This is a genomic window from Hyphomicrobium sp. B1 (genome assembly GCF_049532635.1).
GTDB lineage: Bacteria > Pseudomonadota > Alphaproteobacteria > Rhizobiales > Hyphomicrobiaceae > Hyphomicrobium_B.
This window is the reverse complement of sequence record NZ_CP134871.1, coordinates 1021602-1033227: the sequence shown is the minus strand read 5'-3', so window position 1 is coordinate 1033227 and position 11626 is coordinate 1021602. Positions and strand designations below refer to the sequence as shown.

14 protein-coding genes are annotated in these 11626 nt (G+C 59.7%); 10 read left to right on the top strand and 4 right to left on the bottom strand.

Going from position 1 to position 11626, the window contains the following annotated elements; all coding sequences use genetic code 11:
- Positions 1-40: 40 nt before the first annotated feature.
- Together grpE and hrcA are read right to left on the bottom strand one after the other, a co-directional pair.
- Positions 41-682, bottom strand: a complete 642-nt coding sequence (gene grpE, locus RLW55_RS05000; protein ID WP_423415765.1) for a nucleotide exchange factor GrpE — start codon at positions 680-682, stop codon at positions 41-43.
- A 123-nt stretch (positions 683-805) separates the two neighbouring features.
- Positions 806-1876: a heat-inducible transcriptional repressor HrcA gene (hrcA, locus tag RLW55_RS04995; RefSeq protein WP_409561612.1), complete on the bottom strand. Its 1071-nt coding sequence runs from the start codon at positions 1874-1876 to the stop codon at positions 806-808.
- 173 nt (positions 1877-2049) lie between these two features.
- Here hrcA and rph point away from each other — a divergent pair, with 173 nt between their 5' ends.
- The 8 genes from rph (at position 2050) to RLW55_RS04955 (ending at position 8067) form a co-directional block, all read left to right on the top strand.
- Entirely contained in the window at positions 2050-2763 is a 714-nt protein-coding gene (rph, locus tag RLW55_RS04990; RefSeq protein ID WP_409561613.1) for a ribonuclease PH, read from the top strand.
- A gap of 22 nt (positions 2764-2785) precedes the next feature.
- Positions 2786-3211, top strand: coding sequence for a DUF1772 domain-containing protein (locus RLW55_RS04985; RefSeq protein ID WP_409561614.1), 426 nt, complete (start codon positions 2786-2788; stop codon positions 3209-3211).
- Positions 3196-3630 carry a VOC family protein gene (locus RLW55_RS04980; RefSeq protein WP_409561615.1) on the top strand — a complete coding sequence of 145 codons (435 nt, stop codon included), beginning with the start codon at positions 3196-3198 and terminating at the stop codon, positions 3628-3630. Before RLW55_RS04985 ends, RLW55_RS04980 begins: the two co-directional genes overlap by 16 nt.
- Positions 3627-4505 carry an RdgB/HAM1 family non-canonical purine NTP pyrophosphatase gene (rdgB, locus tag RLW55_RS04975; protein WP_423415764.1) on the top strand — a complete coding sequence of 293 codons (879 nt, stop codon included), beginning with the start codon at positions 3627-3629 and terminating at the stop codon, positions 4503-4505. The genes RLW55_RS04980 and rdgB overlap by 4 nt, the downstream gene beginning before the upstream one ends.
- Positions 4498-5805 carry a radical SAM family heme chaperone HemW gene (gene hemW / locus RLW55_RS04970; protein WP_423415763.1) on the top strand — a complete coding sequence of 436 codons (1308 nt, stop codon included), beginning with the start codon at positions 4498-4500 and terminating at the stop codon, positions 5803-5805. Before rdgB ends, hemW begins: the two co-directional genes overlap by 8 nt.
- A 9-nt stretch (positions 5806-5814) precedes the next feature.
- Complete coding sequence (locus RLW55_RS04965; protein WP_423415762.1) at positions 5815-6396, top strand: YqaA family protein; 582 nt, start codon at positions 5815-5817, stop codon at positions 6394-6396.
- Positions 6397-6411: 15 nt separating this feature from the next.
- Positions 6412-6936 carry a disulfide bond formation protein B gene (locus tag RLW55_RS04960; protein WP_423415761.1) on the top strand — a complete coding sequence of 175 codons (525 nt, stop codon included), beginning with the start codon at positions 6412-6414 and terminating at the stop codon, positions 6934-6936.
- A 912-nt stretch (positions 6937-7848) separates the two neighbouring features.
- Positions 7849-8067: a hypothetical protein gene (locus tag RLW55_RS04955; protein ID WP_414464405.1), complete on the top strand. Its 219-nt coding sequence runs from the start codon at positions 7849-7851 to the stop codon at positions 8065-8067.
- Positions 8068-8135: 68 nt separating this feature from the next.
- On the opposite strand, the gene RLW55_RS04950 is transcribed toward RLW55_RS04955, so the two are convergent.
- Positions 8136-8696, bottom strand: a complete 561-nt coding sequence (locus tag RLW55_RS04950) for an HNH endonuclease (RefSeq protein ID WP_409561621.1) — start codon at positions 8694-8696, stop codon at positions 8136-8138.
- A 133-nt stretch (positions 8697-8829) separates the two neighbouring features.
- Positions 8830-9525, bottom strand: a complete 696-nt coding sequence (locus RLW55_RS04945) for a DNA-3-methyladenine glycosylase family protein (protein WP_409561622.1) — start codon at positions 9523-9525, stop codon at positions 8830-8832.
- Positions 9526-10050: 525 nt separating this feature from the next.
- On the opposite strand from RLW55_RS04945, the gene gluQRS reads away from it, so the two are divergent.
- Both gluQRS and RLW55_RS04935 read left to right on the top strand, forming a co-directional pair.
- Positions 10051-10914 carry a tRNA glutamyl-Q(34) synthetase GluQRS gene (gene gluQRS, locus RLW55_RS04940; RefSeq protein ID WP_409561623.1) on the top strand — a complete coding sequence of 288 codons (864 nt, stop codon included), beginning with the start codon at positions 10051-10053 and terminating at the stop codon, positions 10912-10914.
- Positions 10915-11188: 274 nt separating this feature from the next.
- Entirely contained in the window at positions 11189-11590 is a 402-nt protein-coding gene (locus RLW55_RS04935; protein WP_409561624.1) for a hypothetical protein, read from the top strand.
- The last annotated feature ends 36 nt before the right edge of the window (positions 11591-11626 follow it).

The window sequence follows — 11626 nt, the reverse complement described above, 5'->3', positions numbered from 1 at the left end:
TTTGTTCTGTTGCGATGCTGGTCGCGACGTCGCAGCGGCATCAGGCGTCAGCGGGTGGCTCCGACGAGGCAGGGGCAGCATCGTCAGCCTTGGCGACTTTCGGGCCGCCGCGGGAGACGACGACCATCGCCGGGCGCAGGTTGCGGTCATCTATCATGTAACCGACCTGATAGACCTGCAGCACGGTGCCAGCTGGGACGTTTGCGTTCTCCTGCTCCATCACGGCTTGGTGGTGGTGCGGATTGAAGGGTTGGCCGGCCGGGTCGATGGCGCGGACACCGTGACGCTCAAGGGCCGTCTTATAATCACGCTCGGCGAGAATGACACCTTCGAGCAAGGTTTTCAGGGCCGGATCGCTCTCGACGGCATCCTTCGGCACGGCGGCGATAGCGCGCTGGAAGTTGTCGCCGACCGTCAAGATATCCTTGGCAAACTTGGTGATCGCATACTTCGCCGTCTCTTCCTTTTCCTTTTCGAGGCGGCGGCGGACGTTCTCCGTTTCAGCAACGGCGCGCAGGTACTGATCCTGCTTGGCGGCAGCTTCGGCGGACTTTTTTTCGAGATCGGCCTGAAGGGCGGCGATCATCGCCTTGAGCTGCTCGACGCTCACATCTCCCATTTCGGGGGGCGTTGCCGCGGACGGTTGCACGGTCTCGTCTATGGGCTTTTTGTCGTCGCTCATTTTTCTCTTCGCTGGAATAGCACTGCAAAAATTCCGGTGCCGGGGTATCGGCCGCTAGGCCGTAAAAATCAAGGCAGTTCAAGTTGGGGTGCGTCAGAAGCGGGTCAAATAGGTCTCGATGCCTCAGCCCATCAAGCGGCTCATCAGCTTGGCTGTATAATCCACCATCGGGATGATGCGGGCATAATTGAGCCGCGTCGGGCCGATAACGCCCAGCACGCCGACGACGTGGCGGGTCTCATCCCGAAATGGGGCAACAATCAACGATGAGCCCGAAAGCGAAAACAGCTTGTTTTCCGAGCCAATGAAAATGCGGACGCCTTCGGCCGTTTCGGAGGCGCCGAGCAGCTCGACGATGTCCTGCTTGGATTCGAAGGCGTCAAAGAGCTGGCGGATGCGTTCCAGGTCTTCGGCGGCGGTCACGTCTTTCAGGAGGTTACTCTGACCGCGGACGATGAGGCTCTTGCGATCATCAGCGACACCTGACCATTCGGCGAGCCCGGCCTTGATGACCTTTTGGGTCAATACGTCGAGTTCTGCCTTGGCGGCGTTCAACGACTTTTCGAGTTCTGCCCTGGCTTCGGCGAGCGTCAGGCCGCGCAAGTGGGTGTTGAGATAGTTGGAAGCTTCCTGCAAGGCAGACGGCGGCAAGCCATCGGGAAGGTTGATGATGCGGTTCTCAACGTTCTGGTCTTCATCGACCAGGATGACGAGGCCGCGTCCGGGTTCGAGCGGCACGAATTCGATGTGGCGCAGGCGGGCGACCTGTTTTTCGGCGAGGACGACGCCCGCGCAGTGGGACAGACCGGACATCAGTTCGCCCGCTTCGCTCAAAAGCTGATCGACCGATTTTTCGCGGCGGACGGCGATCTGGGCTTCGATCTGACGGCGCTCGTCCGGGGTGATGTCGCCGACTTCAAGAAGGCCGTCGACGAACAGACGCAGGCCGAGCTGGGTGGGCAGGCGCCCTGCAGACGTGTGCGGCGCGATAATGAGGCCGAGCTGCTCCAAGTCCGACATGACGTTGCGGATCGAGGCGGGCGAGAGCGCGATCGGCAAGGCGCGTGACAGATTGCGAGAGCCGACCGGCTCACCCGTCGCCAGATAGCTTTCGACGATGCGCCGCAGGATCGTCCGCGAGCGCTCGTTAAGCTTTTGCAGCTGCGTTTTGCCGTCCAGGATGGGTGCTGCCACGATTTGATCTTCCGTGTTCACCGTCAAAATCTATGAATGACAGGGGCCTACGTCAAATCCTGCGGTGTTTTCTGGGTATCTGCACCCTTCTTTCAACCGATAAGGTTTCCGGTTGAAGGCTGGGGGGGCCTTCATTAGGGTCGCGGCCGCAATACCAACAATTCAGGGAACTCATGCGACCTTCCAAACGCAAGCCAGACGAGTTGCGCCGTGTTTCAATCGAGCGGGCCGTTTCCAAATATGCCGAAGGCTCCTGCCTCATCAAATTCGGCGACACCCATGTTCTTTGCACGGCGAGCTTGGAAGAGCGCCTCCCGCAGTGGCTGAAAGGTCAGGGCCGCGGCTGGGTGACGGCGGAATACTCGATGCTGCCGCGGTCGACGCACGACCGGACGCGGCGCGAGGTGACGAGCGGCCATCCGTCGGGGCGGACGCAAGAAATTCAGCGTCTCGTCGGCCGGGCGCTTCGTGCGGTCGTCGATCTGACGAAGCTTGGCGAACGGCAGATCACGGTCGACTGCGACGTCATCCAGGCCGATGGCGGCACGCGCACGGCGTCGATTACCGGCGCGTGGGTGGCTCTGCACGATTGCATCCAGTGGATGAAAATGCGCGACATGGTGAAGGATGCCGTGCTGCGCGATCACGTGGCTGCCGTGTCGTGCGGTCTCTATAAAGGTGAGCCGGTGCTCGATCTCGACTATGCCGAGGACAGCAACGCGGATGCCGATTCCAATTTCGTGATGACCGGTTCGGGTGGCATCGTCGAAATCCAAGGCACGGCCGAGACGACGCCCTTCACAGAAGACAAGTTCACCGAGCTGATGGGGCTCGCCAAGAAGGGGATCGGCGAACTCGTTCAGCTGCAGAAGCTGACGGTCGCTTAGGACCAGACAACGGAGCGAGGCCATGTTCGGACCTTTTGCCCTGACGGTCGCGGCGCTATTCACCGGCGCGGCGATCTATATCAACTGGGCAGAGCAACCGGCGCGGCTTTCTCTCGACGATGCTGCGATGCTTGCGGAATGGAAACCCGCCTACCGGCGCGGATTCCAGATGCAGGCGTCGCTTGCCGTCATCGGCTTCATTCTGGGAACGCTCGAGTGGCTGGTCACCGGCAAGGTGATCTGGCTTGCCGGTGGCGCGGCGCTACTCGCCAATTGGCCGTTTACGATCTTCGCGATCATGCCGGTCAATAAGATCCTTGAAGAGACCCCGTTCGAACGGGCCAACGAAGAGACACGGGCGCTGATCGAGCGCTGGGGCATGCTGCACGGCGTGCGCAGCGTGCTTGGCGCCTTCAGCCTGGGGCTTTTCCTATGGGCGTCGATTTAAACATACCGCCGGCACTGCCTGGTGTGCTCGAAACGGTGCTTTACGCGCGGGATCTCGTGCCGATTGAAGACTTTTATCGTCGGGTCTTTGGCATTCGACCATTTCAAGCCGTTGCCGGCCGCCACCTCTTTTACCGACTAGGTACGCAGATGCTTTTAATCTTCAATCCGGAGACATCGCGTATTCCGCCCGCGCACGATGCGCTGCCAGTGCCGCCTCACGGCATGCGTGGCGAGGGGCATGTCTGCTTTCGAGCCACGCGCGACGACCTCGTGCGTTGGAGGCATCGACTTGAGAGCCTCCATATTCCGATCGAAGCCGAACTCGAATGGCCGCGCGGCGGCCGCTCAATCTACTTTCGCGATCCGGCGGGCAATTGCCTCGAATTTGCCGAGCCGCGCATCTGGGGACTGCAATGAAGACTCTTTCGAAGGGCATGAAGCTCGTCGTGGCGAGCCACAACCTTGGCAAGGTCTGGGAGATCAATCAACTCATCCAGCCTTATGGACTCGATGCCGTTTCGGCGGGCGAGCTTGGGCTTTCGGAACCCGAAGAGACGGAGACGACGTTTGCTGGCAACGCGCGGCTGAAGGCTGTCGCAGCGGCTGAGGGTTCTGGGTTGCTGGCGCTTGCCGATGACTCCGGACTTGAAGTCGAATGCCTGGATGGCGCGCCGGGGATCTATTCGGCGCGCTGGGCCGGTCCGGCAAAAGACTTCGGCGTCGCTATGAAGAAAGTCGCAGACGAGATCAGCGCGTGTCACGGCTGGACGGCTGAAGGCCCGCGCGCCAATTTCATTTCGGTCTTGTGTCTTGCGTGGCCAGGCGGCGAGGTGGAGCTATTCGAGGGCAAGGTGTTTGGCCATCTTGTCTGGCCGGCACGTGGCGGCAACGGCTTCGGCTACGATCCGATGTTCGTGCCGGACGGCGACACCCGCACGTTCGGCGAGATGGAGCCGAAAGAGAAGTATGCGATTTCGCATCGGACACGGGCCTTTGCGGCCTTCAAGGCGGCGATGCTCGATGGTATTGCGCCGACCGCCGCGAAGGTGCGTAGGGGCCGCGACGTCGATGCGTTTGCAGCAGCAGCCGCGAGTCTTTCGACGCGGGTCGAGGCTGCGGCGTTCGTTGCACGTTTGAAAGACGATCTCGTCACGCACGGCGCCGAATGGAACAACACGACGCTCGAAAGTTTTCTTGGTGCACTTGCCCGAGAGTTAGAGCATGCGCCTTCGAAGGATGAACCGGCGTGGCGGCAAATCACAAAAGCAATGCTGGCTGCGAGCGATGACTGATCGCGACACGACATTCGGCGTCTACGTGCACTGGCCGTTCTGCGCGCAGAAGTGTCCGTACTGCGACTTCAACAGTCACGTTCGCCATAAAGGCTGGGACGAGGCGCGGTTTCTTTCGGCCTATAAGCGCGAGATCGACTGGGTGGCGGATCGCATCGGAGCACGCGTTGCGATGAGCGTGTTCTTCGGCGGCGGCACGCCATCGCTGATGCAGCCCGAGACGGTTGCGGGCATCCTCGATCACATTGCGAAACGCTGGGGCATTGCGGACAACGCCGAGATCACGCTTGAGGCCAATCCGGGCAGCGTGGAAGCCGCGCGCTTTCGCGGTTTTCGCGACGCGGGCATCAACCGCGTTTCGATCGGCGTGCAATCGCTGCGAGATGACGAACTGCGCAAGCTTGGGCGCATTCACAGCGTGGCGGAAGCCAAGGCGGCGCTCGATGTAGCGCGCGGCACGTTCGAGCGGTTTTCGTTCGATCTGATTTATGCACGTCCCGGTCAGACCGCAGACGCATGGCGTCGCGAGCTTGGCGAGGCGCTCGAGCTGGCAGGCGATCACCTATCGCTTTATCAGCTGACCATCGAGCCCGATACGCCTTACGCCGCACTTCACGCTGCCGGTAAGCTCGTCATTCCGGACGACTACGATGCGGGGGCGCTTTACGAGATCACCGAGGAGATGACGGCGGCGCGCGGGCTCGCGGCTTATGAGGTTTCAAACTACGCGCGCGACGGGTCGGAAAGCCGACACAATCTCCTTTATTGGCGCTACGGCGAGTATGCAGGGATCGGGCCGGGGGCGCATGGCCGGATTGTGGTCGATGGCCGGCGTGAAGCGACGATTGCCGAGCGCAATCCTGAGGCGTGGGTCGAACACGTCGAAGGCAACGGTCATGGTTTCATTGAGCGGATCGCATTGTCTGACGCCGAGCAGGCGGACGAGATGCTGCTGATGGGCCTGCGGCTTTCCGAAGGGGTCGATCTGGCGCAGCTTGCGAAGATCGGCGGCGTGCGGCCGAGCAAGACGACCATCGACGAGCTGGCGGAACTCGGGCTTCTGGAGACGCTGCCTGCGTCCTTGCGCGCCTCCCCGGCCGGTGGCGACTGGCGGCGGAATGAGCTTGACGAGATCGTCATGTGCTCAAGTCCAGGACTTGCTCCCGAGACGCAACCGCTGTCTGGCGTGCGCATCCGGGTGACGCCGCATGGCCGGCTCGTGCTTAACGCCGTTGTCGCCAAACTCTCAAACAGCTTTCAGCTGACGGACCGCATGGACAAGCTCAGAAGCGCCGTTTAAGCAGCGCTCATGCTGAGGGGACTTTACGATTGGACGATGCGAATGGCGGCCAGTAAACGGGCGCCGTGGGCGCTCGCCGCCGTTTCGTTCGCCGAGAGTTCGTTTTTTCCGATACCGCCCGACATCATGCTGATCCCGATGGTCCTGAGCGACCGGCGGAAAGCGTGGTGGTATGCGACGGTGGCGACCGTCGCCTCCGTAATCGGCGGCATTCTCGGGTACGCCATCGGGTACTATTTCTTTGAGGCGGTCGGACTGCCCATCCTGAAGTTCTACGGCCGCGAGCATGCGCTCGATAGCTTCATGACGTTCGTACAGGAGTATGGCGTCGAAGCGGTCATCATCAAGGGCGCGACGCCGATCCCTTACAAGGTTGTGACGATTGCGGCTGGCGTTGGCCAGATGAATATCTGGGCCTTCCTCGGTGCGAGCATCATCGCCCGCGCCATGCGTTTCTATCTGGTCGCTGGCCTCCTATATTTCTTCGGCGAGCCAATCCGAGCCTTTATCGAGAAGCGGCTCGGCTTGGTGATGACGACGTTCGTCGTGCTGCTGGTCGGCGGCTTCGTTGCGGTCAAATACATCTTCTAACTCGGACGTGAGATCATGGCGTTTGCGGAACGGCCGGCACGGGGTGCGGATTATCAGCTCGGCGCGCTGGCGCTATTTGGAGCGATTGCCACGATCCTGACGGCGCTCGGGTTTCAATACATCGGCGGCTACGTGCCGTGTATGCTGTGCCTGATCGAACGCTACGCCTATTACGCGGGAATTCCGGTTCTTTTCATCGCGTTGGTGCTGACGGCGGGCGGCTATCGGCGGATCGCCGCGCTGCTCTTCGTGTTGGTCGCTTTGGCGTTTCTGGCGAATACGGGGCTTGGCATCTATCACGCCGGAGCGGAGTGGAAGTTCTGGCCTGGCCCGAGCGCCTGCGGCGGCGGGGAATCCCTCACGTCGTCCGCCGGAAATCTTCTGAACGACATCCAGCACATCAAAGTCATCAAGTGCGATGAAGCGGCGTTGCGCTTCCTCGGCATCTCTTTTGCTGGCTGGAACGTCGTCGCTTCGGTGCTGCTGATGGTGGTTGCGTTCGGTGCGGCCTCGGCGGCTTGGACGCGCCGTAACATCTGAGGCGCGGCAGCGTTCCCAACGTTCTGACGCTTGTCCACAATTCTCAAAATCCATGAAAACGTTGATTTTGTTGCTGGCCTAATACTGTCAAGGCAATGTCGCGGTGAATATCACCGGTAAGCCGTGATCGCGCCTTCGCGTTGCCCGAATGTGACGGCTATTCTTGCTTCGTTCGCGGGGCACGGAACGAAACCCGAGCCGGCCCATGTGGATTGTGTGGATATCGTACCAGCGTTGGGAGCGTTCGTGGTGGCGTCTGCGTTGAGTTTGTCGAGTGCAATGCTTGGGACGAGTGACAGCAATCCATTGTCCGAGGCCCAGTCCGCACCATCTTTGAGTACGAGTGGCGTTGTTGCGTTTCGTAGGCGTTCGTTGCGTAGCGTGGTGTCTGTGTACGGACCGAGCCCGAAAGACGTTCTGTCCGAGACGTTTGCAAAATTTAGGCGAACTGCTTCGACAAACTCGTCAAAGCGTATGTCCTCGCGGTTCGCCCGCACTCCTCACGGAGATCGCTCTTTCCCGGAGCGGACCTCCAACGGTTTTGAGGCAAGTGCGCGTTCACCCGATTGGGGATGGCGTCCAGTTGGAGACGTCGCGGGCGATGTGGTGCGAAACGCCATGGTCGCTGCGGCTCTCGCAAAGGCGAAGTGAACCCCTAAGTCGAGCGTTGAGTATCCGGTCGCGTATGCGTCGAGTTTTAAGAGTTGGGAAAAAGGATTTCGGAGAGCGCTGGCTTTCCAACGAGCTGGCAGACGCACGGAGCGTGATTGGAGTTAGCCCTCAATCGAGACATCATGTGACACGGTCTCGCGTAGTGATGTCACAGCGCTCTGTGTGTCTGCCGCCATCGTTTGAAACTCAGAAGCTTCGGGAATCGTTCCACGATTTTCGGTTTAGCGGAGTGCGAAGACAATGACCCCCTCGGTTCCGGAACACGTCAGCCCCATTCAGTGGCATCAGGCCGTCGCAGTGAGCCGCGAGCAGTGCGCCAGAATCTTTCGCGATGGCGGTGCGCCTCGCGACGCTCTGGTCGCGTTCGGCCTAAAGTGCGAGGAAGGTGCAGACTGGGAGCGCGTGGTCGATCTCGTTGCGTCCGAGCTGTGTGCGCATCCGATGGCGCGGGCCGCTTAAGATCAGGCCCTTGCTGCGCTCGGAAGATGATGGCCGGGTTTTGCCCGGCCATTGAATAGAGTGCGCGGCTACGGCTCGAGTTCGGTATCCCAGTAGAGATAGTCGAGCCAGCTTTCGTGCAGATAGTTCGGCGGAAAAAGCCTGCCGTTGCGATGCAGTTCGAAGACGGTTGGCCGATATGGCTCGTGCGCTGGGAACATGCCTGCAGCGCGCGGCATCAATCCGCCTTTCTTCAAATTGCAGGGTGCGCAAGCGGTGACGACGTTGTCCCATCGCGTCTGACCGCCACGCGAGCGCGGAATGAGATGATCGAACGTCAGATCATTCCTGTCGCCGCAGTACTGGCAGGTGAAGCGATCGCGCAGGAAAACATTGAAACGCGTGAATGCCGGATAAAGCGCCGGCTTCACGTAGGTCTTCAGCGAAACGACACTCGGCAGCTTCAGCTCGAATGACGGGCTTCGGACGTAGCGTTCGTATTCCGAGACGATATTTACGCGGTCCAAAAAGACCGCCTTCACCGTGTCCTGCCAGCTCCACAGGGACAGCGGGTAGTAACTGAGCGGCCGGAAGTCGGCGTTCAGCACAAGAGCCGGACAATTGTCCGGTATTGTCACGTGAGCATTCACAGTCGCGCAAACCTCGCGGTTTTTCGATCCGTCGAATCGCGTCTTGGCCCCACTCGGACGCCGGGATACTAGCCGCGCGTATCAGTTCTGTGAAGCATTCGAGCCCATCTGTCGCGGAAATGATTTTTTCGTTCTATTTCAGTAATTTATTTGTTTTTGTCCTGATCGTCTGTTGGGCTTTCCCCAGGAGAGCGCGGCGCGCAAAGGCGTAATCGGCCCATAACAGCCTGGCGGCGACAGCGCGTGCGGGGCGCCAGCGCTCGGCGATTCGTTCCAGTTCCTCGGCCGTGGGGCGGTTTTCAAGCTTGAAGTGGTGTTGCGCGGCGAGCTGCAAGGCGAGATCGCCCGGCGCGAATGCGTCGCGGCGGCCCAAAGCAAAAAGAATATAGATGTCGGCGGTCCAGGGGCCGATGCCATGGATTGCGGTCAAACGTTCGACGATGACGAGATCATTGGCGGCGTTGAGGGCTTCGAAGTCGAGGCCTTCGTCGAGGACAGCGCGCGTCAGGGCGCGCAGCGTGCGGATCTTGCCGTCCGAAAGTCCGAGCCGTTTCAGATCGCTGTCGCTCGCCGCCTGGATTGCATCAGGCGTGAACGGGAAAAGCGCTTCCGCGACGCGTGTCCAGATGGCAGCGGCGCTCTGGGTTGAAAGCTGTTGCCCGACGACGATTTTTGCCAGTCCGGAGAAATCGGCGGGAAAATCCCGTGGCGGTGGAAGGCCGGTGCGTTTCAATATGCGCGACATGACCTTGCATTGAGCGGCGAGCATAATCGCCGCTGCCTTGAGCTGGCGTTCGGTCGTTACGGTCGCATGGTGGCGAGGGGTCAAACGCGTTGTTCCGGGAAGGATTTGCCTCATTCAATTCGCGGGCGATCTTATCGCGCAATGCGGAGCCGGCGAAAAGAGGACGTGGAAAATGACACGGATTGCTGGAATTCTATTGGCGGCGCTCTTTATCGCTTTGTTGATTTCAGACAGTGCGGCAATGCGATTCTGAGGCGTCACGCTTTCGCCATGGCGAGGTTCGACAAGTTTTGGAATGACACACGGAGGCATCTCAGATCAATGAGTATGTCGCCGACGTAAGACGTGCATGGCAATTGCAAGCATGCCGATCTTTCCGCAAAAGGTGACCATCCGACTATCGAAGATTTTCAAAACTTCCCTGATCTCCGGTCGGCTTTTCGGTGCATTCAGATCGTGTGCCGGTGAAATTGCCTTGGCATGCTAGGCGTTGCATTCGCGGATAAGTTCAACAGCTTGGGTCGTAGTTGAGGTCATGATTTATCAGTCTGCTGAGTGGAAGGCCGGTCATTGCGTCGGTGACGCGCGTTTTGCGAGCCAAAGCGCGTGATGGATTCTGTTACGCGCTTCGCGCCGTCGCCCAACGGGCTCTTGCACATCGGGCACGCACTCTCCGCGATTATTGCGCACGATACAGCACGCCGGAACGGCGGACGCTTTCTGCTACGCATTGAGGATATCGATGTCGAACGGAGGCGGCCTGAATTCATCACGGCCATCTTTGAAGATCTCAATTGGCTCGGACTGACGTGGGAAGAGCCGGTGCTGGTACAGTCGGAGCATTTCGCTGAATATCTCGCGGCTGCAGAGCGGCTGATCGCGATGGGTTTGCTCTATCCGTGCTTTGCAACGCGCAAGGAAATTGTCGTTGCGGCGGATCCGACAAAAACCGATCCTGATGGCGCTCCGCTTTATCCAGGAATTTGGCGTGGCGCTTCCGCCGAAATAGTTGGTGAGCGGATGGCTGCAGGAGAGACGCCGGCGCTTCGTCTCAACATGGAAGGCGCGTTGCAGGTTCTGAAATCGAAACGCGGCGATGAGCCGTTGACGTTCGTCGAGATTGGGGATGACGGTTCGCAGAGGACTGTTGTGGCCGATCCGGCGCGCTGGGGCGATGCCGTGATCGTGCGTAAGGAAGTGCCTGCGAGCTATCATCTTTCCGTCGTCGTCGACGATGCGCGGCAAGGCGTGACGCATGTTACGCGCGGACAGGATTTGCTGGCGGCGACAGATCTGCAGCGTCTGCTGCAAGAGTTATTGGATCTGCCGCAGCCGGTCTATTCGCATCATCGGGTGATCCGATGGGCCAACGGACAAAAGCTTTCGAAGTCCAATCAGGATATGGGGCTCCGGGTGCTGCGCGACGAAGGGGCGACAGCGGACGATATCCGGCGGGTCATCTTCGAAGTCTGATCGCGCCGGAACGTTTTTGTGGCCATTGCGATATGGCGAGGCGCGGGGCGGAATTAAATTCCCTAAGGCGCCAACTTTTTTGATTCGGCGTCGGTGCCATATTTCATTGCCGCGTTTCCCGGTCGCATTCCGCGCCGGATTCGTGCGCGATATTTCCCTTATTACTCTTAAGATTCAAAAATATTTGAAAAGCAAATTGGCCCCTCCTTGTAACTTTGGCCAAATCACGTCAATTTTAATCGTTCTCTAATCTATCCACCGGATTCTCGCATTTATGGCAGAAATATCGAAAATTGTCGGTGCCAGATTATCCGCCGCAATTGCGCGCGGACTTGCAATCGTCCGTCAATTCGTCATCTGGGCCTTTGCCGACGTTCCGGAAACGGTTGAAATTCGAAGGCCGGTCGAGCCGCGCCGGCTGTCGCTTGCCGACCAATGGAGCCGGCTGTCCGACATCGTGGTCGGGGCGGTGCAGCAAGCCGAAACGGCGACACGCTGCCATGTCTCTGCAACCCAGCAGATCGATCTGGCGCAATATGCCTTGTCGTCTTTGATCGATGAATTGTCGTCCGTCATGGATATGGGCGATCGGGTCCGCCGTCGCGCGACGGTGCATGTGCTGGGTGTGGCGCCGATGCCGGCGCTGCGGCCGATCGGCGGCGCAATCGCTGCTTAAATGCTTTAAGGCAAGACGGCTTTCGGCATTCGTCCT

Coding starts and splice junctions, on each gene's coding strand:
- RLW55_RS04980 (WP_409561615.1), top strand. CDS start 3,196: ATGGGCGTCGATTTAAACATACCGCCGGCACTGCCTGGTGTGCTCGAA.
- hemW (WP_423415763.1), top strand. CDS start 4,498: ATGACTGATCGCGACACGACATTCGGCGTCTACGTGCACTGGCCGTTC.
- rdgB (WP_423415764.1), top strand. CDS start 3,627: ATGAAGACTCTTTCGAAGGGCATGAAGCTCGTCGTGGCGAGCCACAAC.
- RLW55_RS04965 (WP_423415762.1), top strand. CDS start 5,815: ATGCTGAGGGGACTTTACGATTGGACGATGCGAATGGCGGCCAGTAAA.
- gluQRS (WP_409561623.1), top strand. CDS start 10,051: ATGGATTCTGTTACGCGCTTCGCGCCGTCGCCCAACGGGCTCTTGCAC.
- RLW55_RS04960 (WP_423415761.1), top strand. CDS start 6,412: ATGGCGTTTGCGGAACGGCCGGCACGGGGTGCGGATTATCAGCTCGGC.
- grpE (WP_423415765.1), bottom strand. CDS start 682: ATGAGCGACGACAAAAAGCCCATAGACGAGACCGTGCAACCGTCCGCG.
- rph (WP_409561613.1), top strand. CDS start 2,050: ATGCGACCTTCCAAACGCAAGCCAGACGAGTTGCGCCGTGTTTCAATC.
- RLW55_RS04985 (WP_409561614.1), top strand. CDS start 2,786: ATGTTCGGACCTTTTGCCCTGACGGTCGCGGCGCTATTCACCGGCGCG.
- RLW55_RS04955 (WP_414464405.1), top strand. CDS start 7,849: ATGACCCCCTCGGTTCCGGAACACGTCAGCCCCATTCAGTGGCATCAG.
- RLW55_RS04935 (WP_409561624.1), top strand. CDS start 11,189: ATGGCAGAAATATCGAAAATTGTCGGTGCCAGATTATCCGCCGCAATT.